This is a genomic window from Streptomyces netropsis (assembly GCF_014203545.1).
GTDB classification, from domain to species: Bacteria; Actinomycetota; Actinomycetes; order Streptomycetales; family Streptomycetaceae; genus Streptomyces; species Streptomyces netropsis.
This window is the reverse complement of sequence record NZ_JACHJG010000002.1, coordinates 503,408-529,517: the sequence shown is the minus strand read 5'-3', so window position 1 is coordinate 529,517 and position 26,110 is coordinate 503,408. Positions and strand designations below refer to the sequence as shown.

The following is a 26,110-nucleotide window of genomic DNA, read 5'->3' as shown; positions in this document are numbered from 1 at the left end:
CGGCACTGACCGGGTGCTGAGCCAACAGCTCGGCGAGACCGTCACGGTCGGCGATGTCGCACGCGGCCACCACGGCCTCGGCGCCCAGCTCCGCCAGCTCCGCGACCAGGTCGTCCACACCATGGGCGGCGAGACCCCGACGGCTGACCAACAGCAGCCGCCGCACACCGTGTTCGGCCACCAGGTGCCGCGCCACCAGCGCGCCCAGACCACCGGTGCCACCAGTGATAAGCACCCGGCCCTCGGCGTCCCAGACGACCGTGTCGGACACGGCGTCCGACACGCGGGCCAGTCGGGCTGCCCGCAGCTCGCCTTCACGAACGGCGAGCTGCGGCTCGTCGGAAGCCAACGCCTCCGCCAACGGCAGGGACGTCACGTCTTCCGTGCCGAGGTCCAGCAGCCCGAAGCAACCGGGGTTCTCCGACTGCGCCGAACGCACCAGACCCCACACCGAAGCAGCAGCCAGATCGGCGCCGCCCACCGCACCCCGCGTCACGAACACCAGACGCGAACCCGCGAACCGCTCCTCCTCCAACCACACCTGCAACTGACCCAACACCCAGGCCACCAGGTCGTGGACAGAAGCGACCGGGTCGTCGCCGGACACACCGGCCACAGGGATCAGCACCGCATCCGGCACCGTTCCCTCCCCCGCCGCCAACGACGCCAGGTCCGGGTGAAGGACCGTGTCGGGCAGGGCTTCAGCCAGTCCGAACACGTCCGGGCCCACCAGCGCCACCGATTCGACGGCCGGTGAAGCGGCCCCCCGCACCGGTGCCCAGTCCACCCGGAACATCGAGTCCCCGACCGTCACCTCCGGGCCGCCCAACTGCTCGGGCGACACGGCACGGACCAACAGCGAATCCACCGACGCGACAGGAGTACCCGCAGCGTCGGCGAGCGCGATCGACACCGCGCTCGCACCGGCCCGGGACAACCGCACCCGTACGGCAGAGGCGCCGGACGCGTGGAGCGAGACGCCTTCCCACGAGAACGGCAGGCCCCCACGGTCGTCGGAATCGAGACCGGCGAACACCGACGCGTGCAGCGCGGCATCGAGCAGGGCGGGGTTGATGCCGAACCCGTCGGCCTCCCGGCCCTCGGCTTCCGGCAACGCCACCTCGGCGAACACCTCGCCGTCACGCCGCCACGCCGTCCGCAGCCCCTGGAACTCCGGCCCGTAGGCGAAGCCGTCCTCGGCGCGTGCCTCGTAGAAGCCGGCCAGGTCCACCGGCTCGGCCCCGGCCGGGGGCCACACAGTGGCGTCGAAACCGGTGTCGGCCGTATCCGCTCCAGGAACCAGCACACCCATCGCGTGCTGCGACCACGGCAGTTCCTCACCACCGTCGGTGCGGGAATGGACCGTGACCGTACGTCGACCGGCTTCGTCGGCGACGCCCACGCGGACCTGCACCTGTACGGCGCCCCGCTCGGGCAGGACCAGCGGTGCGGCGAGCGTCAGCTCGTCGATCCGGTCGCAGCCGACCTCGTCACCGGCACGGATCGCCAGCTCCACCAGCGCGGTACCGGGCAGCAGAACCCGGCCCATCACTACGTGATCCGCCAGCCACGGATGCGACTGCACCGACAGACGACCGGTGAACAGGACACCCTCACCACCCGCCAGCTCCACCGCCGCACCCAACAACGGATGCCCGGCAGACCCCAGACCGGCCGCACGCATGTCACCCGGGGCACTCAACGCACCCGCAGGCCAGAACCACTGACGCTGGAACGCGTACGTCGGAAGGTCCACCCGCCGGGCGCCGCGGCCCTCGAACACGTCCTCCCAGCTCACCGGGGTGCCGGTCACGTGGACGTGTGCGAGTGCCGTCATGGCCGCGAGCTCTTCGGGCCGCCCCTTCCGCAGGACGGGAACCGTCACGGTGCCGTCCGGCACCGAGCTTTGGGCCATGGCGGACAGCACACCGTCGGGACCCAGCTCCAGAAGCGTGCCCACACCCTCACCGACCAGGGTCTGCACCCCGTCGGCGAAACGCACGGCCTCACGGACGTGCCGCACCCAGTACTCCGGCGAGCACAGCTCCTCCGAAGTGGCCACCCGTCCGGTCAGGTTCGACACCACCGGCACCTCGGGGGCCCCGAACCGCAGACCCTCGACCACCGCGCGGAAGTCGTCCAGCATCGGCTCCATGAGCGGCGAGTGGAACGCGTGCGACACCGACAGACGCGACGTCTTACGCCCGTCAGCCGCCAACTGTCCCGCGATCTCCAGCACCGCATCCTCGCCACCGGCGATGACCAGCGCGTTCGGACCGTTGACCGCCGCGATCGACACTTCGTCGGTCAGCAGCGGCAGCACCTCCGCCTCGGATGCCTGGACGGCCACCATCGCACCGCCGGCAGGCAGTGCCTGCATCAAACGGCCTCGCGCGGCGACCAGTCGGCACGCGTCCGGCAGCGACAGCACACCCGCCACGTGCGCGGCGGCCACCTCACCGATGGAGTGACCCGCCAGGAAGTCCGGCTTCACACCCCACGACCGCACCAGACCGAACAGCGCCACCTCGACCGCGAACAGCGCGGGCTGCGCGTACCCGGTCTGCTCCAGCAGCTCCGGGCGCTCACCCCACATCACGTCCCGTAGCGAACCGTCCAGCTGCGGCTCCAGCTCGGCGAGAACCGCGTCCAGCGCCGCCGCGAACACCGGGAAGCGCTCGTACAGCTCCCGGCCCATCCCCAGCCGCTGCGAGCCCTGGCCGGAGAACAGCAGTGCCGTCTTCCCGCCGGTGGGCGAACCTTCCAGCACCGCGGGGTCCGGTGCGCCGGCCGACAGGGCCGCCAGGGCACGTACCGCGTGCTCGTGGTCGTCGGCGAGCACGACAGCCCGGTGGTCGAACACCGACCGGCTCGTGGCCAGCGAGAACCCGACGTCCACGGACCGGGTCCCGCCGTCCCGCACAGCCGACAGCAAGCGATCGGCCTGTGCCCGCAGCGCCTCGGCCGTCCGTCCCGACAGGACCCACGGCACCACGCCGGACTCCACCGTCGGCGACTCACCCGGCCCGGCCTGAGCGGCGCCAGCCGAGGGAGCCTGCTCGAGGACGACGTGCGCGTTGGTGCCGCTGATGCCGAACGACGAAACGCCGGCCCGCCGAACACGACCGGACTCCGGCCAGGCCGTGTTCTCCGTCAGCAGCTCGACCGCGCCCGCCTCCCACTCCACGTGCGAGGACGGAGTGTCGACGTGCAGGGTCTGCGGGAGGACACCCTCACGCATCGCCATGACCATCTTGATGACACCGGCGACACCGGCCGCGGCCTGCGTGTGACCGATGTTGGACTTCACCGAACCGAGCAGCAGCGGACGCTCCTCGTCACGGTCACGACCATAGGTCGCCAGGAGTGCCTGCGCCTCGATCGGGTCACCCAGCGTCGTACCCGTACCGTGCGCCTCCACCGCGTCCACATCGGCGGGCGAGAGTCCACCGCTGGCGAGCGCCTGACGGATCACCCGCTGCTGCGAGGGACCGTTCGGCGCCGTCAGACCGTTCGACGCACCGTCCTGGTTGACCGCGCTACCGCGTACGACCGCGAGGATCTGGTGGCCGTTGCGCCGGGCGTCGGAGAGACGCTCCAGCACCAGCATGCCGACACCCTCCGACCAGCCGACACCGTCGGCCGAGTCCGAGAACGCCTTGCACCGACCGTCCGCCGACAGACCACGCTGCCGCGAGAACTCGACAAACACCGACGGCGTCGACATCACCGTCACACCGCCCGCCAGCGCCAGCGAGCACTCACCACTGCGCAGGGCCTGCATCGCCCAGTGCATCGCGACCAGCGACGACGAGCACGCCGTGTCCACGGTCACCGCCGGACCTTCAAGGCCCAGCGTGTACGAGACACGGCCCGAGGCCACGCTCGGCGAGGTGCCGCTGCCCTTGAAACCCTCGAACTCGTCTCCGCCGAGGACGACGTTGTAGTCGTTGTACATGAGGCCGGCGAAGACACCGGTCTGGCTGCCGCGCAGCGACGCCGGATCGATACCGGCCCGCTCGAACGCCTCCCACGACGCCTCCAACAGCAGGCGCTGCTGAGAGTCGGTCGCCAGCGCCTCACGCGGGCTCATCCCGAAGAACTCCGGGTCGAACCCACCCGCGTCGTGCAGGAAACCACCGGAGCGCGTGTAGGCGGTCCCCTGGTGGTCGGGGTCCGGGTTGTACAGGCCGTCGACGTCCCAACTGCGGTTGGTCGGGAAACCGGACACCGCGTCGGCACCTTCGGAGACGAGCCGCCACAGGTCCTCCGGCGAGCTCACCCCACCCGGATACCGGCACGCCATCCCCACGATGACCACCGGGTCGTCGGCCACGGGCGGCAGCGCCCGCACCGGCACCGATGCCTCGGCCTCGGCTCCGAACAGCTCGTCCAGTAGGTAGTCCGCCAGCACATCCGGCGTCGGGTAGTCGAACACCAGCGTCGCCGGCAGTCGCAGGCCCGAGACCGTGCTCAAGCGGTTCCGCAGTTCCACCGCCGTGAGCGAGTCGAAGCCGAGAGCGCGGAACGCCCGTGCCGGATCGATCTCGTCACCGCCTGCGTGCCCGAGCACCAGGGCCACCTGGCTCCGGACGAGGTCCAGCAGCACCTCACGCCGGTCGGCTTCCTCCAGCCGACTCAGCCGCTGCACCAGGCCGGCGGCGGCGCTCGAACCGGCCACCGCGGCCCGACGGGAACGCACCCGCACCAGACCGCGCAGCAGGGACGGCACCTCGCCCAGGGCGCGCAGTACCGGCAGGTCGAGCCGCACCGGCAGCACGACGGGCTCGTCGGCCGCCAGAGCGGTGTCGAACAGGGCGACACCCTGCTCGGCCGACAGCGCGGGCATGCCCGCACGGGCCATGCGCTGGAGATCGGCCTCGGTGAGCGTGCCGGTCATACCGCCCGACTGGTCCCACGGGCCCCACACCAACGAGACGCCCGGCAGACCGTCCTGACGGCGCCGCTGTACGAGCGCGTCGAGGAAGGCGTTACCAGCCGCGTAGTTGCCCTGACCCGCTCCACCGAAGGTACCTGCGACGGACGAGAAGACCACGAAGGCGGTCAGGTCCAGGTCGCGGGTCAGCTCGTGCAGGTTCCACGCCGCGTCGACCTTCGGACGCAGCACCGCGGACATGCGCTCGGGAGTGAGCGAGCCGATCACACCGTCGTCCAGGACACCCGCCGCGTGCACCACGGCACTGACCGGGTGCTGAGCGAGCAGCTCGGCGAGACCGTCACGGTCGGCGATGTCACACGCGGCCACCACGGCCTCAGCGCCCAGCTCCGCCAGCTCCGCGACCAGGTCGTCCACACCGTCGACGCCAAGGCCCCGGCGGCTGACGAGCAGCAACTGCCGCACGCCATGTTCGGCCACCAGGTGCCGCGCCACCAGCGCGCCCAGGCCACCGGTGCCACCGGTGACGAGCACCCGGCCCTCGGCGTCCCAGGCCGCCGCTTCGGAACCTGTGCCCGGCACCCGGGCCAGACGCGCGGCCGTGATCTCGCCCTCGCGGATGGCCAGCTGCGGCTCATCCACTCCCAGGGCTTGCGGCAGTGCGGTCAAGGACGTGTCGGCCGCGTCCAGGTCCACCAGGCCGAACCGGCCCGGGGTCTCCGTCTGCGCCGAACGCACCAGACCCCACACCGAGGCAGCGGCCAGATCAACACCGTCCACCGCGCCACGCGTCACGAACACCAGACGCGATGCGGCGAACCGCTCCTCCTCCAGCCACGCCTGCAACTGGCCCAGGGCCCAGGACACCGAGGTGTGCACGGACTCGACCGGCTCACCGTCCGGCTCCCCGGGTACGGGAATCAGCACCGCGTCCGGGACCGCCGCGTCCGAAGCCACCAAGGCGGCCAGCTCCTGGTGGTGAAGCGCGTCCGGCAGAACCCGGGCCAGCCCGAACACGTCCGGACCCACCAGCGCCACCGACTCGGCACCGGCCGACCCGGCCACCCGCACCGGCGACCAGTCCACCCGGAACATCGAGTCCCGGACCGGTGCCTCCGGGCCACTCAGCTGCTCGCCCGACACCGCGCGGACCAGCAGGGACTCCACCGACGCGACGGGCGCACCCGAAGCGTCGGCAACGCTGATCGCGAGAGCGTTCGCACCGGCGGGGGACAGCCGGACCCGCAGCGCCGAGGCACCGGAGGCGTGCAGCGAGACGCCCTCCCACGAGAACGGCAGTCCGCCGTCCTCCGTGCCGGCCGCGGCCGGCAGCGCGGCGTGCAGGGCCGCGTCGAGCAGGGCGGGGTGCAGGCCGAACCCGTCGGCGTCGCCCTCGACGCTCTCGGGCAGCCGCACCTCGGCGAAGATGTCCTCGCCCCGCCGCCATGCCGCTTCCAGGCCCTGGAAGGCCGGCCCGTACTGGAAGCCCTCCTCGGCGAACTGCTCGTAGCAGCCCGCCAGTTCCACCGGCTCGGCACCGGTCGGCGGCCACACCTCGGCGTCGAAACCGGCGTCGGTGACGGCCGTCCCCTCCGTCAGCACACCTGTGGCGTGCTGTGCCCAGGGCACGTCCACCGCGCCCTCGGGACGCGAGTGGACCTCCACGGTGCGCCTGCCCGACTCGTCGGGTGCGCCCACCGAGACCTGCACCTGCACCGCACCCTGCTCGGGCAGGACCAGCGGCGCGGCCAGCGTCAGCTCCTCGATCCGGTCGCAGCCGACCTCGTCACCGGCGCGGATCGCCAGCTCCACGAAGGCCGTGCCGGGCAGCAGCACGCGGCCCATCACGGCGTGGTCGGCCAGCCACGGGTGCGACCGCACCGACAGCCGGCTGGTGAACAGCACCCCTTCGCCGACCGCCAGTTCCACCGAGCCGTTGAGCAGCGGGTGCCCGGCGGGCGTGAGTCCCACCGCGGTCGCGTCCACGACCGACATCGCCGTACCGGCCGGCCAGAACCACTGACGCTGGAACGCGTACGTGGGCAGGTCGACGCGGCGGGCACCGGTCCCGGCGAAGAACGCCGACCAGTCGACCGCGACGCCCCGCACATGCAGCCTTGCCAGTGCGGTGACCGCGGCGGTCTCCTCCGGCCGGTCCTTGCGCAGAACCGGAACCGTCACGGTCTCTTCGGACACCGATTCCGCGGCCATGGCGGACAGCACACCGTCCGGACCCAACTCCAGGAGTGTGTTCACGCCTTCCTGGACCAGGGTCCGTACCCCGTCGGCGAAACGCACGGCCTCACGGACGTGCCGCACCCAGTACTCCGGCGAGCACAGCTCCTCCGCAGCAGCCACCCGACCGGTCAGGTTGGAAACCACCGGCACCGACGGTGCGTGGAACGTCAGACCGCCGACCACCGCACGGAAGTCATCCAGCATCGGCTCCATCAGCGGCGAGTGGAACGCGTGCGACACCGACAGCCGCGACGTCTTACGCCCATCAGCCGACAGACGGCCCGCGATCTCCAGCACCGCATCCTCGGCACCGGAAACGACCACCGACGACGGACCGTTGACCGCCGCGATCGACACCGCCTCGGTCAGGAACGGCAACACCTCTTCCTCGGTCGCCTGGACGGCCACCATCGCACCACCCGACGGCAGCGCCTGCATCAAACGACCCCGCGCCGCCACCAGGCGGCAGGCGTCCGGCAGTGAGAACACACCCGCCACATGCGCGGCCGCCACCTCACCGATCGAATGACCGGCCACGTACTCCGGGGTGATCCCGAGAGACTCCACCAGCCGGAACAGCGCCACCTCGACCGCGAACAACGCGGGCTGCGTGTAACCGGTCTCGTTCAGCAGACCGGCGTCCTCACCCCACATCACCTCACGCAGCGAGCCCTCGACCAACGGCTCCAGTTCCGCCAGCACCGCGTCCAGGGCCTCGGCGAACACGGGGAAACGGCCGTACAGCTCCCGGCCCATGCCCAGCCGCTGCGCACCCTGGCCCGAGAACAACACCGCGAGCGGCCCCTCGCCGGTGGCCGTGCCGCGCGCCGCTTCGGCCAGGCCGCCCTCGTCCGAGGCCAGCAGCACCGCTCGGTGGTCGAACAGCGACCGGCCCGTGGCCAGCGACAGCCCGACGTCGACCGAGGTCGCTGCCGTGTCGTCCGCCACGAAGGACCGCAGCCGGTCCACCTGGGCGTCGAGCGCCGCCTCGGTCCTTGCGGACACCACCCACGGCACCACACCCGGCGAGACCACCGGCTCCCGGCTCGGCTCCTTCACCGAGGGAGCCTGCTCGACGATCACGTGCGCGTTGGTGCCACTGATACCGAACGACGACACACCCGCCCGGCGCACTCGATTCGCCTCGGGCCAGGCGGTGTTCTCTGTCAGCAGCTCGACCGCGCCCGCTTCCCAGTCCACGTGCGAGGACGGGGTGTCGGCGTACAGGGTCTGCGGCAGAACACCCTGCCGCATCGCCATGACCATCTTGATGACACCGGCCACGCCGGCCGCGGCCTGCGTGTGACCGATGTTGGACTTCACCGAACCGAGCAGCAGCGGACGCTCCTCATCCCGGTCCCGACCATAGGTCGCCAGCAACGCCTGCGCCTCGATCGGGTCACCCAGCGTCGTTCCCGTACCGTGCGCCTCCACCGCGTCCACATCGGCGGGCGAGAGTCCACCGCTGGCGAGCGCCTGACGGATCACCCGCTGCTGCGAGGGACCGTTCGGAGCGGTCAGACCGTTCGACGCACCGTCCTGGTTGACCGCGCTACCGCGCAGCACGGCGAGGATCTGGTGGCCGTTGCGCCGGGCGTCGGAGAGACGCTCCAGCACCAGCATGCCGACACCTTCGGACCAGCCGACACCGTCGGCCGAGTCCGAGAACGCCTTGCACCGACCGTCGGCGGCCAGGCCGCGCTGCCGCGAGAACTCCACGAACGTGGTGGGCGTCGACATGACCGTCACACCACCGGCCAGCGCCAGCGAGCACTCGCCGCCGCGCAGCGCCTGAGCGGCCCAGTGCATCGCGACCAGCGACGACGAGCACGCCGTGTCGACCGTGACCGCCGGGCCCTCCAGACCCAGGGTGTAGGACACCCGGCCCGAGGCGACGCTCGCGGCGCTGCCGTTACCGCGGAAGCCCTCGAACTCCTCCCCCGCCAGGGCCTTTCCGTAGTCGTTGTACATCACACCGGCGAAGACACCGGTCTGACTGCCGCGCAGCGACGCCGGATCGATACCGGCCCGCTCGAACGCCTCCCACGACGCCTCCAACAGCAGGCGCTGCTGAGAGTCGGTGGCAAGCGCCTCACGCGGGCTCATCCCGAAGAACTCGGGGTCGAACTCGCCCGCGTCGTGCAGGAAACCACCGGAGCGGGTGTACGAGGTACCGGCGTGTTCCGGGTCCGCGTCGTAGAGGCCGTCGACGTCCCAGCCACGGTTGGTCGGGAAGTCGGAGATCGCGTCGGTGCCCTCGGTGACGAGTCGCCAGAGGTCCTCGGGCGAGCTCACCCCGCCCGGGTACCGGCAGGCCATCCCGACCACGACGATCGGGTCGTCGGCCACCGCGGTCCGCGAGAGCTGCGGCACGACCGGCTCGGCGTCCGGTCCGCCCATCAGCTCGTCGAGGATGTACGAAGCCAGGCTCCGTACGGACGGGTAGTCGAAGACCAGCGTGGCGGGCAGTCGCAGCCCGGTCGCGGTGTTCAGCCGGTTGCGCAGCTCGACCGCCGTCAGCGAGTCGAAGCCGAGGTCGCGGAACGCCCGCCCGGGGTCGACCTCGTCGCCCTTCGCGTGGCCGAGCACCAGGGCGACCTGGCCGCGTACCAGGTCGAGCAGCACCTCGTGCCGCTCGGTGCCGTCGAGACGGCCCAGCCGCTGTACGAGGCCTGCGGCCGTACCCGACCCGGCCACGACGGCCCGGCGGGAACGGGTGCGGACCAGGCCGCGCAGCAGCGCGGGCACCTCGCCCTGGGCCCGCAGCGCGGGCAGGTCCAGCCGTACCGGAACCACCACGGGCCCGTCGGTGGCCAGGGCCGCGTCGAACAGCGTCACGCCCTGCTCCGCCGACAGCGGCGGCACGCCGGAGCGCGCGAGGCGCTCCGCGTCCGCGTCGGCCAGGGTGCCGGTCATGCCGCCCGTCCGGTCCCAGGGACCCCATGCCAGCGACACCCCGGGCAGCCCCTCGGCGCGCCGGTGTTCCATCAGTGCGTCCAGGAAGGCGTTTCCGGCCGCGTAGTTGCCCTGGCCGGCGCCACCGAGGAGGCCGGACAGGGAGGAGAACACCACGAACGCCGACAGGTCCAGGCCACGGGTCAGCTCGTGCAGGTTCCACGCCGCGTCGACCTTCGGGCGCAGCACCGCCGCCATGCGTTCCGGTGTCAGCGAGCCGATGACACCGTCGTCCAGGACGCCCGCGGTGTGCACGACCGCCGACACCGGGTGTGCGGCGAGGAGCGCGGCCAGCGCGTCGCGGTCGGCGACGTCGCACGCCACCACCTGGGCGTCGGCGCCGTGGGCCGCCAGTTCGGCGACCAGTTCGACCGTGCCGGCGCTCTCGCCGCCGCGCCGGCTGGCGAGCAGCAGTCGCCGCACGCCGCGCTCGGCGACCAGGTGGCGGGCGAGGACGGCGCCCAGGCCGCCCGTGCCACCGGTGATCAGTACCGTGCCGTCGGGCTCCCACACGGGGCCCGCGTCCGGCCGGCCCGCGGTCGTGCGCGCCAGTCGGGCCGCCATGACCTCACCGTCGCGGACGGCCACCTGCGGCTCGTCCGCGCCGAGCGCCGTGGGCAGGAACTCCACGGACGACGCGTCGTCGAGGTCCACCAGGCCGAAGCAGCCGGGGTTCTCCGTCTGCGCGGAACGCACCAGGCCCCACACCGCCGCGGCGGCCGGGTCCGTGCCGCCCACCGCGCCGCGGGTCACGAACACCAGGCGCGAGCCGACGAACCTCTCCTCGGCCAGCCACTCCTGCAGCCGGCCCAGTACCTCCGCGGTCATCTCGTGCGCGGCGGCCACCGGACCGGTGTCCGCGCGCCCGGCGACGCCCACGAGCACCACACCGGGTACCGGGGCGTCGGATGCCGAAAGCGACGCCAGATCGACGTGCGTCGCGACGCTCGCCCCGGTCGCCGTCAGTCCCTCGGCCAGGCCGAGAGCGTCCGGTCCGACCACGGCCATCGGCCGGTCGGCCACCGCCTCGGCCCGCACGGGAGTCCAGTCCGGCCGGAACAGCGCGTTGCGGCTCAGCGCCGCGGCATCGCTCAGTTGCTCACCCGAAACGGCCCGTACGAGCAGCGAGTCCACCGAGGCGACCGGCTCTCCGGAGGTGTCGGCCACCGCGATCGACACCGCGTCCGCGCCGGACCGGGAGAGCCGTACCCGCAGCGCCGACGCACCGGTGGCGTGCAGCGTCACGCCTTCCCACGAGAACGGCAGTCCGCCCTCGCCGCCGTCGCCGGCGAGCAGGGAGGCGTGCAGGGCCGCGTCCAGCAGAGCGGGGTGCAGACCGTACGCCGCGGCGTCCGCCTGGACGTCGTCGGACAGTGCCACCTCGGCGAACACGTCGTCGCCGCGCCGCCATGCGGCCCGCAGGCCCCGGAACACCGGGCCGTACGCGAAGCCGACCTCGGCGAACCGCTCGTAGCAGCCGGTCACGTCGAGCGGCTCGGCTCCCGTCGGCGGCCACACCACGGCGTCGAAGTCCGTGCCGGCCGGCTGCGCACCACCGGCGAGCACACCCGAGGCGTGCTGCGACCAGGACTGCTCGTCGGCGCCCTCGGGCCGGGAGTGGACCGTGACGGTACGGCGGCCGGTGTCGTCGGCGACGCCGACGCGCAGCTGTACCTGTACGGCGCCGTGCTCCGGCAGCACGAGCGGTGCGGCCAGGGTCAGTTCCTCCACCCGGTCGCAGTCCACCTCGTCACCGGCGCGGATCGCCAGCTCCAGCAGGGCCGTTCCCGGCAGCAGGACCCGGCCCAGGACCGCGTGATCGGCCAGCCACGGGTGGGACTGGAGCGACAGGCGGCCGGTGAACAGCACGCCTTCGCCGTCCGCCAGCTCCACCGCGCCGTTGAGCAGCGGGTGGCCGACCGAGGTGAGGCCGACGGCGGCCGCGTTCGCCGCACCGGCCGAGCCGGTCGGCCAGAACCACTGGCGCTGGAACGCGTACGTCGGCAGCTCCACCCGGCGGGCACCCGTGCCGGTGAAGAACCCGGCCCAGTCCACCGGGACACCGGCGGTGTACGCGTGGGCCAGTGCGGTGAGCGCGGCCGTTTCCTCGGGCCGGTTCCCGCGCAGTACGGGCACCACGGTCGCGGTCCCGTCGGACAGGGACTCCTGTGCCATGGCGGAGAGCACGCCGTCGGGGCCCAGCTCGAGGAAGGTGGTCACGCCGTGGTCGGCGAGGGTCCGCACACCGTCGGCGAAGCGGACCGTTTCGCGGACGTGCCGCACCCAGTACTCCGGGGAGCGCAGCTCCTGCGAAGTGGCCTGCCGGCCCGTGAGGTTGGAGACGACCGGGACGGAGGGTTCGGCGAACGTCAGGTCGCCGACCACTGCCCGGAAGTCGTCCAGCATCGGCTCCATGAGCGGCGAGTGGAAGGCGTGCGACACCGACAGGCGCGACGTCTTGCGGCCTTCCGCCGCGAGTCGGCCCGCGATGTCCAGCACCTCGGTCTCGTCACCCGCGATCACCACGGACGAGGGGCCGTTGACCGCCGCGAGCGACACCGTGTCGGTCAGCAGCGGCAGCACCTCGGCCTCGGTGGCCTTGACGGCCACCATCGCACCGCCCGTGGGCAGCGCCTGCATCAGCCGGCCTCGCGCGGCGACCAGACGGCACGCGTCCGGCAGGGACAGCACGCCCGCCGCGTGGGCCGCGGCCAGCTCGCCGATGGAGTGCCCGGCCAGGAAGTCCGGCCGCACCCCCCACGAGCTCACCAGCCGGAACAGCGCCACCTCGACCGCGAACAGGGCGGGCTGGGTGTGACCGGTCTCGTTCAGCGGACCGGTGTCGTCACCCCACATCACCTCGCGCAGCGAACCGTCCAGCAGCGGCTCCAGCTCGGCCAGCACCGCGTCCAGGGCCTCGGCGAAGACGGGGAAGCGCTCGTAGAGCTCCCGGCCCATGCCGATCCGCTGGCTGCCCTGCCCGGAGAACAGGAAGGCGAGTTTGCCACCCGAGACCGAGCCGCTGATCGTCGCGGCGCCGGGCTCGCCGACGGCCAGCGCCGCCAGTCCCCGCACCGCGTCCGTCAGGTCACCGGCCAGGACGACGGCCCGGTGTTCGAAGGCTGTGCGCTCGGTGACGAGGGAGAAGGCCACATCGGCCGGGCGCGGCGCGGAGAGCGCCTGGACGTGCGACAGCAGGCGCGCCGCCTGGCCGCGCAGGGCCTCCGGCGACTTGCCGGACAGCACCCACGGCACGAGGCCGGACTCCGTCGCGGCGGAGTCGGGAACGGCGCCGTCGGCGACGGCTTCGTCGACGGTCGGGGGCTGCTCGAGGATCAGGTGCGCGTTGGTGCCGCTGATGCCGAACGACGACACGCCCGCGCGTCGCGCACGGCCCGAGTCGGGCCACTCGACCGGCTCGGTGAGCAGTTCCACGGCGCCCGCCGACCAGTCGACGTGCGTCGAGGGCTCGTTCACGTGCAGCGTGCGCGGCAGCACACCGTGCCGCATCGCCATCACCATCTTGATGACACCGGCCACACCGGCCGCCGCCTGGGAGTGGCCGAGGTTCGACTTCACCGAACCCAGCCACAGCGGGCGCTCCGCGTCCCGGTCACGACCATAGGTCGCAAGGAGTGCCTGGGCCTCGATCGGGTCGCCCAGCTTGGTGCCGGTGCCGTGGGCCTCGACGGCGTCGACGTCGGCCGGGGACAGACCACCGCTGGCCAGGGCCCGGCGGATGACCCGCTGCTGCGAGGGGCCGTTCGGGGCGGTCAGACCGTTGGACGCGCCGTCCTGGTTGACGGCCGAGCCACGGAGCACGGCGAGCACGGGGTGGCCGTTGCGCCGGGCGTCGGACAGCCGCTCCAGCACGACCATGCCCGCGCCCTCGGACCAGCCGACACCGTCGGCCGAGTCCGAGAACGCCTTGGACAGGCCGTCGGGTGCGAGGCCGCGCTGGCGGGCGAACTCCACGAACGTCTCGGGAGTCGACATCACCGTCACACCACCGGCCACCGCGAGCGAGCACTCGCCGGCGCGCAGCGCCTGCGCCGCCAGGTGCATGGCGACCAGCGACGACGAGCACGCCGTGTCCACCGTGACCGCCGGGCCCTCGAAACCGAAGGTGTACGAGATGCGGCCGGAGGCCACGCTCAGTGCGCTGCCGTTGCCGCGGAAGCCCTCGAACTCCTCGCCCGCCAGCGTCGCGCCGTAGCCGTTGTGCATGGCACCGGCGAAGACACCGGTCTGGCTGCCGCGCAGCGTCGCCGGGTCGATGCCGGCCCGCTCGACGGCCTCCCAGGAGAGTTCCAGCAGCAGCCGCTGCTGGATGTCCGTCGCCATCGCCTCGCGCGGGCTCATCCCGAAGAAGCCGGGGTCGAACTCGCCGGCGTCGTGCAGGAACCCGCCGGACCGGGTGTACACGGTCCCCGTCCGCTCCGGGTCGGGGTCGTAGAGGGAGTCGAGGTCCCAGCCGCGGTTGGTCGGGAAGCCCGACATCGCGTGGCCGCCCTCGGTGACGAGCCGCCACAGGTCTTCGGGGGAGCTCACCCCTCCGGGGTAGCGGCAGCTCATTCCGACGACCACGACCGGGTCGTCGGCCTGAGTGGCCGTTCGCGTCGGTTCGGCGACGGCCGGCTCGGTGTCCGGGCCCGTCAGCTCCTCCAGCAGGTGGTCCGCCAGCACCCCGACGGTGGGGTAGTCGAAGACCATCGTGGCGGGCAGTCGCAGCCCGGTCGCGGTGTTCAGCTTGTTGCGCAGCTCGACGGCCGTGAGGGAGTCGAAGCCGAGGTCGCGGAACGCCCGCTCCGGGTCGACTGCGTCACCGCTCGCGTGCCCGAGCACCAGGGCCGCCTGGGCACGCACGAGATCCAGCAGGGCTTCGAGCCGTTCGGCCCGCTCCAGCCTGCTCAGCCGCTGCGGCAGGTCGGCCGTGGCGGCCGGCCCGGCCACCGCGGTGCGCCGGGAGCGGTCACGGATCAGGCCGCGCAGCAGCGCCGGGGCCTCGCCCCGCGTGCGCAGCACCGCCAGGTCCAGTCGTACCGGGAGCACGGCGGGTTCGCCGGTGGCCAGGGCGGCGTCGAAGAGTGCCAGCCCCTCTTCCACCGACAGCAGCGGCATGCCCGCTTCGGCGGCACGGCGGATGTCGCGGTCGTCGAGACCGCTGGTCATGCCCGCGCCCTGGGCCCAGGCACCCCAGGCCAGGGAGACCGTGGGCAGGCCCTGGGCGGCACGGTGGTGGGCGAGCGCGTCCAGGAAGGCGTTGCCCGCCGCGTAGTTGCCCTGTCCCGCGCCGCCGAACGTGCCGGACACCGACGAGAACACCACGAAGGCGGCCAGGTCCAGGTCACGGGTCAGCTCGTGCAGGTTCCACACCGCGTCGGCCTTGGGGCGCAGCACGGCGGCCACGCGCTCGGGGGTGAGTGAGGCGATGACACCGTCGTCGAGGACGCCCGCCGTGTGGACGACGGCCGTCAGCGGGTGCTCCACCGGGATCCCGGCGAGCAGGCCGGCCACGGCGGCGCGATCGGCTATGTCGCTCGCGACGACGGTCACCTCGGCCCCGAGGGCCGTCAGCTCCTCGCGGAGCTCCGCCGCTCCCGGCGCGTCCGGGCCCCGGCGGCTGACCAGCAGCAGGTGGCGCACGGAACGTTCCGTGACCAGGTGGCGGGCCAGTTCGGCGGCGAGACCGCCGGTGCCACCGGTGATCAGGACCGTGCCGTCCGGCGCCCAGGTGCGGGGCAGGGTCAGCACGATCTTGCCGACGTGCTTGGCGAGGCTCATGTAGCGGAACGCGTCGCGTGCCCGCCGGATGTCCCACGTCCTGACCGGCAGGGGCCGCAGCACGCCTTCGCCGAACAGCCCCATGAGGACGTCCCACATCGGCTGGATGTGGGCAGGGTCCACCCATCCCAGGTCGAACGACACGTAGCGGATGCCCTGCAGGCCTGCCGCGTCCCGGATGTCGGTCTTGCCCATCTCGATGAAACGGCCGCCGGAGGTCAGCAGCCGCAGTGACGCGTCCACGAACTCCCCCGCCAGGGAGTTCAGTACGACGTCGATCCCACCGTCGCCCGCGACGGCGGCGAACGCCGCCTCGAAGTCGGTGGTGCGCGACGACGCGATGTGGTCGTCGGCGACGCCCAGCGAACGCAGGACGTCCCACTTGCCCTCGCTCGCGGTGGCGAACACCTCGGCACCCAGGTGGCGGGCGATCTGGATCGCCGCCATGCCCGCGCCTCCCGCGCCGGCGTGGATCAGGACCTTCTCGCCCCGCCGCAGGCCGGCCAGCTCGACCAGCCCGTAGTACGCGGTGAGGAACACGAGCGGCACCGACGCGGCCGTCTCCCACGACCAGGCGTCGGGCATGCGCGCCAGGCGCCGTTCGTCCGCCACCACCAGCGAGCCGAAGCCGCCGACCACCACGCCCGTGACGCGGTCGCCGGGGCGCAGCCCCGTCACCTCGGGTCCGACCTCGAGGACGACGCCGGAGGACTCGGAGCCGAAGACGCCGGCGTCGCCGGGGTACATGTCCAGCGCGTTCAGTACGTCACGGAAGTTCAGCCCGGCCGCCCGGACCCGGATCCGCACGTCGCGGCCGGTCAGCGGCTCCAGCACCTCCGGGCACGGGGCCAGCTCGAGGGCGTCCAGGCTGCCCTTCGCCCGGCTGCCCAGGCGCCACGGCCCGTCCATCGGCGGGACCAGGCCGCCGCTCGTCGCGGTACGGGCCAGCCGGCCCGCCAGGACCTCGCCGTCGCGGACAACCACCTGCGGCTCGTCCGTACCGAGGGCGCGCGGCAGTTCGGCCGACGCGGACGCGTCGAGGTCGACCAGACCGAAGCAGCCGGGGTTCTCCGTCTGCGCCGAGCGCACCATGCCCCACACGGACGCGGCGGCCAGGTCGGCGACGCCACCGGCGTCCACGGCCACGGCACCCCGCGTCACGAACACCAGACGCGACCCGCCGAACCGCTCGTCGGCCAACCACTGCTGCAGTCGTCCCAAGGCAAGGGTCGTTGCCCCGTGCGTGGCGTCGATCACCGTGGCGTCGGCATCGCCGGCCACGGGCACCAGGACGACGCCCGGCACCGGGCCGTCCGAGGTGGCGAGCGCCCCCAGGTCCGTGTGCACCGCGACGTCGACGTCCGCGGCACGCAGGGCCTCGGCCAGGCCGAGGACATCGGCTCCGGCGACGGCCACCGGTCCCACGACCGCGTGGTCGGCCGTTACCGCCGCGGACCACTCCAGGCGGAACAGGGAGTCCCGGTCCCGTGTGTCGGCTTCGGTGAGCTGGTCGGCCGAGATCTCCCGGGCCAGCAGCGAGTCCACCGTGGCGACCGGAGCGCCCGAGGTGTCGGCGATGTCGATCGCCAGAGCACCGTCCGAGGCGCGCGACAGCCTGACGCGCACGGCGGAGGCGCCGGAGGCGTGCAGTGACACGCCCTCCCACGAGAAGGGCACCGCCTGCCGCTCCGAGCCGATCAGTCCGCCCGCGTGCAGCACCGCGTCGAGCAGCGCCGGGTGCAGACCGAACGCGTCCGCGGCGGCCTGTGCCCCGTCGGGCAGACTCACCTCGGCGAACACCTCACCGTCGCGCAGCCACGCCGCCCGCAGTCCCCGGAACTCGGGTCCGTACACGAACCCGTCCTCGGCGCGGGCCTCGTAGAAGCCGGTCACGTCCACCGGTTCGGCACCGGTCGGCGGCCACACCGTCGCGTCGAACGCGGCACCGGCGGCACCGGACCCCGGAACCAGCACACCCATCGCGTGCTGGGTCCACGGCACGTCCACCGCGCCCTCGATCCGCGAGTACACGCCCACGGACCGGCGCCCGGCGTCGTCGGCCGCGCCGACCCGCACCTGGAGCTGGACCGCGCCCCGCTCGGGCAGGACGAGCGGCGCGGCGAGCGCCAGGTCCTCGATCCGCTCGCAGCCGACCTCGTCACCGGCGCGGATCGCCAGCTCCACGAAGGCCGTGCCCGGGAGGAGCACCCGTCCCATCACGGCGTGGTCGGCCAGCCACGGGTGCGACCGCACCGACAGGCGGTTCGTGAACAACGCGCCTTCGCCGTCGGCCAGTTCCACCGCGGCACCGAGCAGCGGGTGTCCGGGAGACGCCTGTCCCACGGCCCGCATGTCGCCGGGGTTGCTCAGCATCCCGGCAGGCCAGAACCGCTCGTGCTGGAAGGCATAGGTAGGGAGGTCGACCCGGCGGGCGGCGGTCCCGGCGAAGAACGCCTCCCAGTCGACCGGGACGCCCTGTACGTGCAGCCGCGCCAGTGCACTGACCGCGGCGGTCTCCTCCGGCCGGTCCTTCCGCAGAACCGGAACCATCACGGTCTCTTCGGACACCGACTCCGCAGCCATGGCGGACAGCACACCGTCCGGCCCCAGCTCCAACAGCGTGCCAACGCCCTCGGCCGCCAGGGTCCGTACCCCGTCGGCGAAACGGACCGCTTCACGGACGTGCCGCACCCAGTACTCCGGCGAGCACAACTCCTCCGCAGCAGCCACCCGACCGGTCAGGTTGGAAACCACCGGCACCGACGGTGCGTGGAACGTCAAGCCGCCGACCACCGCACGGAAGTCATCCAGCATCGGCTCCATCAGCGGCGAGTGGAACGCATGCGACACCGACAACCGCGACGTCTTACGCCCGTCAGCCGACAGACGGCCCGCAATCTCCAGCACCGCATCCTCGGCACCCGAGACGACCACCGACGACGGACCGTTGACCGCCCCGATCGACACCACCTCGGTCAGGAACGGCAGCACCTCGGCCTCGGTCGCCTGGACGGCCACCATCGCACCACCCGACGGCAGCGCCTGCATCAAACGACCCCGCGCCGCCACCAGCTTCGCCGCATCGCCCAGAGACAGCACACCCGCCACATGGGCAGCCGCCACCTCACCGATGGAGTGACCCGCCAGGAAGTCCGGCTTCACACCCCACGACCGCACCAAACGGAACAGCGCCACCTCGACCGCGAACAACGCGGGCTGCGTGGAACCGGTCTCGTTCAGCAGACCGGCGTCCTCACCCCACATCACCTCACGCAGCGGCCGGTCCAGCAACGGATCCAGCTCGGCAAGAACCTCGTCGAACGCCGCCGCGAACACCGGGAAGCGCTCGTACAGCTCCCGGCCCATCCCCAGCCGCTGCGCACCCTGCCCCGAGAACAACACCGCCAACGGACGATCGACCGCCACACCACGCGCCGCCTCGACCACACCCTCGGCCGAAGACAACAGCACCGCACGGTGCCCGAACAGCGACCGTGACGTCGCCAGGGAAAGGCCCAGGTCCACGGGTGCGATGTCGGCGCGCTCGGCCGCGAACGTCTTGACCCGGTCCAGCTGGGCGTCCAGCGCCGCGCCGGTCCGGCCCGACACCACCCACGGCACCACGTCCGGCGACACCGTCGGCTCCGGGACCGGCGAGTCGGTGAACGGTGCCTGCTCGACGATGACGTGGGCGTTCGTCCCGCTGATACCGAACGACGAGACACCCGCCCGGCGCACCCGGCCCTCGGGCCAGGCCGTCTGCTCGGTCAGCAGCTCGACCGAGCCCGCCTCCCACTCCACGTGCGTCGAGGGTTCCGTCACGTGCAGCGTGCGCGGCAGGATGCCCTGCCGCATCGCCATGACCATCTTGATGACACCGGCGACACCGGCAGCGGCCTGTGTGTGACCGATGTTGGACTTCACCGAGCCGAGGAGCAGCGGACGCTCCGCGTCCCGGTCACGACCGTACGTCGCCAGGAGTGCCTGCGCCTCGATCGGGTCGCCCAGCGTCGTACCCGTGCCGTGCGCCTCGACGACGTCCACGTCGGTGGACGTCAGGTGACCGCTCGCCAGGGCCTGGCGGATGACCCGCTGCTGGGACGGGCCGTTCGGAGCCGTCAGACCATTGGAAGCGCCGTCCTGGTTGACCGCGCTGCCGCGTACGACCGCGAGGACCTGGTGGCCGTTGCGCCGGGCGTCCGACAGACGCTCCAGCACCACCATGCCGACACCCTCGGACCAGCCGACACCGTCGGCCGAGTCGGAGAACGCCTTGCACCGGCCGTCGGCGGCCAGGCCGCGCTGCCGCGAGAACTCCACGAAGGTGTTGGGGGTGGACATGACCGTCACACCACCGGCCAGCGCCAGCGAGCATTCGCCCGCGCGCAGGGCCTGGGCCGCCCAGTGCATCGCGACCAGCGACGACGAGCACGCCGTGTCGACCGTGACCGCCGGGCCCTCCAGCCCGAAGGTGTAGGACACCCGGCCGGAGGCCACACTCGGTGCGCTGCCGTTGCCGCGGAAGCCCTCGAACTCCTCGCCCGTCAGGGCGTTGCCGTAGTCGTTGTACATCACGCCGGCGAAGACACCGGTCTGGCTGCCGCGCAGGCTCACCGGGTCGATGCCGGACCGCTCGATGGCCTCCCACGACGTCTCCAGCAGCAGGCGCTGCTGGGAGTCGGTGGCGAGTGCCTCGCGCGGGCTCATCCCGAAGAACTCGGCGTCGAACTCGCCCGCGTCGTGCAGGAAGCCGCCGTGCCGGACGTGGGTCCTGCCCGGGTGGTCCGGGTCGGGGTCGTACAGCCCGTCGATGTCCCAGCCGCGGTCGGTCGGGAAGCCGGAGACCGCGTCGGCGCCCTCGGTGACCATCCGCCACAGGTCTTCCGGCGAGCCCACGTCGCCCGGGTAGCGGCACGCCATGCCGACGATCACGATGGGGTCGTCGGCGACCGGCGCCGTGGCCCGTACGGGCACGGGGGCGGCCGTCTCCGCCTCGGCGCCGAACAGCTCGTCCAGCAGGTAGTCGGCCAGGACACCCGGCGTGGGGTAGTCGAAGACGAGCGTCGCGGGCAGCCGCAGGCCGGACGCGGTGTTGAGGCGGTTGCGCAGTTCGACCGCGGTCAGGGAGTCGAAGCCCAGGTCCTGGAACTGGCGGGCCACGTCGACGGAGCCCGCGCCGGCGTGCCCGAGCACCAGGGCCACCTGGCTCCGCACCAGGTCCAGCAGGACCTCGCGGCGCTCCTCGTCGGTGAGGGGGACGAGTCGCTGCACGAGGGAGTCGACGGCGTTCGAGGACTGTGCGGCGGCGCGGCGGGTGGGGACCCGGATGAGTCCGCGCAGCAGCGGGGGGATCTCGCCCTTGGCGCGCAGCGCCGGCAGGTCGAGCCGTACCGGCAGGGCCACCGGTTCCGTACCGGCCAGGGCCGCGTCGAACAGGGTCACGCCCTGTTCGACGGAGAGCGGCGGCATGCCCAGTCGGGCGATGCGCTCCACGTCCACGTCGGTCAGCGAGCCCGTCATGCCCACCGACTGGGTCCAGGGGCCCCAGGCCAGGGACAGGCCCGGCAGGCCCGCGGCGCGGCGGTGGGCGGCGAGGGCGTCCAGGAAGGCGTTGCCCGCCGCGTAGTTGGCCTGTCCCGCGCTGCCCAGGGTGGCGGACACCGACGAGAACACGGCGAACGCGGTCAGGTCCAGGTCGCGGGTCAGCTCGTGCAGGTTCCACACCGCGTCGACCTTGGGGCGCAGTACGGCGCTCAGGCGCTCGGGGGTCAGCGAGCCGATGACGCCGTCGTCGACGACACCCGCGGTGTGCACGACGGCCCGCAGCGGGTGGGCGTCGTCGATCGACTCCAGCAGCCCGGTCAGCGCGGTGCGGTCGGAGACGTCGCAGGCGGCGACGCGCACGTCGGCGTCCTGTGCCGTGAGCTCGGCGACCAGGTCCTCGGCGCCGGCGGCGGCGAGGCCCCGGCGGCTGACGAGCAGCAGCCGTCGTACACCGCGGTCGGCGACCAGGTGACGGGCCATCACGGCGCCCAGGCCGCCGGTGCCGCCGGTGACCATGACGGTCCCGTTGTCGTCCCAGACGGCCTCGGGGGCGGTGTCCGGCACCGCGAGGCGTGCCAGTCGGGCGGCCAGCGGCTGTCCGTCGCGGACCGCCAGCTGCGGCTCGTCGACAGCCAGCGCGGCCGGTACGGACGCGAGCGAGGCGGCGGCGGTGTCGAGGTCCAGCAGGCCGAACCGGCCCGGATTCTCGGTCTGGGCGGAGCGCACCAGGCCCCACGCGGCGGCCGCGGCGAGGTCAGTGGGGGCGTCTCCGGCGACGGCCACCGCGCCTCGCGTCACGAAGACCAGGCGGGCGTCGGCGGACCGCTCGTCGGTCAGCCAGCGCTGCGCCAGGGCCAGGACGGAGCCGGTCACGGCGTGCGTCGCCGCGGCCTGCTCCGCGCCCGGCTCGCCGCCGGTCACGGGGACGAGCACCGCATCGGGCACGGCGCCCGCGGCGAACAGGGCGTCCAGGTCCGCGTACCCGTCGGCGGGGGTGCCGGTGGCGCGCAGCGCCTCGGCCAGGGCGGCGTCGTCGGTACCGACGACGGCCACCGGTCCGGCGGCCGCCACGGGCTCGGCCCGGACGGCGGACCATTCCACGCGGAACAGCGAGTCCCGGCGCACGGAGTCGGCCTCGGTCAGCTGCTCGGTGGGGACGCGGCGGGAGACCAGTGAATCGACGGAGGCGACGAGGCCGCCGGTGGTGTCGGCGACGGCGATCGACACCATGTCCTCGCCGGTACGGGACAGCCTGGCCCGTACGGCGGAGGCGCCGGAGGCGTGCAGCGACACGCCCTCCCAGGAGAACGGGAGTCCGCCGTGGCTGATCGCTCCGAGGTCGCCGAAGGCGGCCGCGTGCTGGGCGGCGTCGAGCAGCGCGGGGTGCAGTCCGAACGCGACCGCGTCGGCCTCCACGCCCTCGGGCAGGCTCACTTCGGCGAACACCTCGTCGCCGCGCCGCCATGCGGCCCGCAGGCCCCGGAACAGCGGTCCGTAGTCGAAGCCGATCTCGGAGAGGCGTTCGTAGCAGCCCTCCAGGTCCACCGGTTCGGCGCCGGCCGGCGGCCACACCGTGGCGTCGAAGCCGGCCCCGGCCGTGCCCGTGCCGGGGGCGAGCACACCGGTCGCGTGCCCCGACCACGGGGCGTCGACGGCGCCCTCGGCCCGCGAGTACATGCCCACCGACCGGCGCCCGGCGTCGTCGGCCGCGCCGACCCGCACCTGGAACTGGATCGCGCCCTGTTCGGGCAGCACCAGCGGAGCGGCCAGCGCCAGCTCCTCGACCCGGTCGCAGCCGACCTCGTCACCGGCGCGGATCGCCAGCTCCACGAAGGCCGTGCCGGGCAGCAGCACGCGGCCGCCGACGACGTGGTCGGCCAGCCACGGGTGCGACTGGACCGACAGGCGGCTGGTGAAGAGCGCGCCTTCGCCGTTGGCCAGTTCCACCGCGGCGCCGAGCAGGGGGTGCCCGGCCGAGTCCAGTCCGGCGGCACGCATGTCACCGGTGTTGTTCGCGACCCCCGCGGGCCAGTATCGCTCGTTCTGGAACGGGTAGGTGGGCAGGTCCACCCGGCGGGCGCCGGTGCCGGCGAAGAACGCCGACCAGTCCACGCGGACGCCGCCCACGTGCAGCCGGGCCAGCGTCGTCACGGCCGCGGTCTCCTCGGGCCGGTCCTTGCGCAGGACCGGGACCACCACGGTGCCCTCGGGTACCGACTCGGCGGCCATCGCCGAGCAGACACCGTCCGGGCCCAGCTCCAGCAGGGTGCCCACGCCCTCGGCCACCAGGGCCCGGACACCGTCGGCGAAGCGCACGGCCTCCCGGACGTGCCGCACCCAGTACTCCGGGGTGCGGATCTCCTCCGACGTGGCCACCCGGCCCGTCAGGTTGGACACGACCGGTATCGACGGCGCCTCGAACGTCAGGCCGGCGACGACCTGACGGAAGTCGTCCAGCATCGGCTCCATGAGCGGCGAGTGGAAGGCGTGCGAGACCGACAGGCGCGAGGTCTTGCGGCCCTGTGCGGCGAGACGGCCCGCGAGGTCGAGAACCGCGGCCTCCTCCCCCGCGATCACCACGGACGTGGGGCCGTTGACCGCCGCGATCGACACGGTGCCGGTCAGCAGCGGCAGCACCTCGGCCTCCGTCGCCTGGACGGCGACCATCGCACCACCGGACGGCAGGGCCTGCATCAGACGGCCTCGCGCCGCGACGAGCCGGCAGGCGTCCGCCAGCGGGAACACCCCCGCGACGTGCGCGGCCGTGATCTCGCCGATGGAGTGACCGGCCACGAAGTCCGGGGTGATCCCGAGGGACTCCACCAGCCGGAACAGCGCGACCTCGACGGCGAACAGCGCGGGCTGGGTGTGGCCCGTCTCGTTCAACGCCTCGGCGTCGTCGCCCCACATCACCTCGCGCAGCGGGCGGTCCAGTAGCGGGTCCAGCTCCGCCAGAACCGCGTCGAGGGCCTCGGCGAACACGGGGAAGCGGCCGTACAGTTCGCGGCCCATGCCGAGCCGCTGCGAGCCCTGGCCGGAGAACAGCACCGCGAGCAGGCTCTCGTCCGCCGCGGCCACCCCGCGGGCGGCCTCGAGGACGCCTTCACCGGAGGCCAGCAGCACCGCGCTGTGCTCGAACACCGACCGGCCGGCGGCGAGCGAGAGGCCCACGTCGAGCGGTGTGGCGTCGGGGTGGTCCGACGCGAACGTCGTGATGCGGTCCAGTTGCGCGTCCAGCGCCTCCGGGGACCTGCCGGACACCACCCACGGCACGACGCCGGGCGATACCATCGGCTCCTCGGCGGCCGGTGACTCGACGGCCGGCGCCTGCTCGACGATGACGTGCGCGTTCGTGCCGCTGATGCCGAAGGACGAGATGCCCGCCCGGCGCACCCGGCCCGCCTCGGGCCACTGTACGGATTCCGTCAGCAGGTCCACCGAGCCCGCCGACCACTCCACGTGCGACGACCGCTCCGTGACGTGCAGGGTCCGGGGCAGGACGCCGTTGCGTATCGCCATGACCATCTTGATCACACCGGCGACGCCCGAAGCGGCCTGGGTGTGACCGATGTTCGACTTCAGCGAGCCGAGCAGCAGCGGGCGTTCCCGGTCCTGGCCGTAGGTGGCCAGCAGGGCCTGTGCCTCGATCGGGTCACCGAGGGTCGTACCGGTGCCGTGGGCCTCCACCGCGTCCACGTCGGCGGGCGCGAGGTGCGCGTTCTCCAGGGCGGCGCGGATCACGCGCTGCTGGGAGGGGCCGTTGGGGGCGGTCAGGCCGTTGGAGGCACCGTCCTGGTTGACGGCGCTGCCGCGCAGCACCGCGAGCACCGGGTGGCCGTTGCGCTGGGCGTCGGAGAGGCGCTCCAGGATCAGGACGCCGGAGCCCTCGGCCCAGCCCGTGCCGTCGGCGTCGTCGGAGAAGGACTTGCACCGGCCGTCGGCGGCCAGGCCGCCCTGGGAGGTGAAGGAGACGAACGCGCCGGGCGTCGACATCACCGTCACACCGCCGGCCAGGGCGAGGGAGCACTCGCCGCCGCGCAGCGCCTGCGCGGCCAGGTGCAGGGCGACCAGCGACGAGGAGCAGCCCGTGTCGACGGTGACGGCGGGGCCTTCGCAGCCGAGCGTGTAGGACAGCCGCCCGGAGATGACGCTCGCCGCGTGCCCGGTGGTGGAGTAGACCTCGGCGTCCTCGTCGGAGCCGGTGATGACGGTGCTGTAGTCCTGGCCGGTGGTGCCGACGAACACACCCGTCGGGCTCTCCCGCAGGGACGACGGGTCGATGCCGGCCCGCTCCAGCGCCTCCCAGGACACCTCCAGCAGCATGCGCTGCTGGGGGTCCATCGCGACCGCCTCGCGGGGGGAGATGCCGAAGAAGCCGGGGTCGAACTCGGCCGCGTCGTAGACGAACCCGCCCTGCTGGGCGAGGCTGCCGCCGGGGCCGTCACCCGCGAGGGCGCCCAGGTCCCAGCCCCGGTCGGTGGGGAAGTCCGCGATCGCGTCGCGGCCCTCGGCGACGAGTCGCCACAGGTCCTCCGGCGAGGCCACACCTCCCGGGAATCGGCAGCCGATGCCCACGACCGCGATCGGTTCCACCGCCGCCGCGACCAGCTGTTGGTTCTGTTGCCGCAGCCGCTCGATTTCCTTCAGGGACGACCGCAGCGCTTCGACGTATTGGTTGGTGGAGGTGTTCAT

Annotated in this window: 1 protein-coding gene (only partly in view); it reads right to left on the bottom strand. The window is 73.1% G+C overall.

The window, feature by feature from the left end; genetic code table 11:
- A protein-coding gene (locus tag FHS38_RS06785; protein WP_184731784.1) for a type I polyketide synthase crosses the window boundary here: on the bottom strand, positions 1-26,110 show its 5' portion. It extends 6,221 nt beyond the left edge of the window; 26,110 of the gene's 32,331 nt are visible here — the first part of the coding sequence; its start codon is at positions 26,108-26,110; the stop codon falls past the left edge of the window.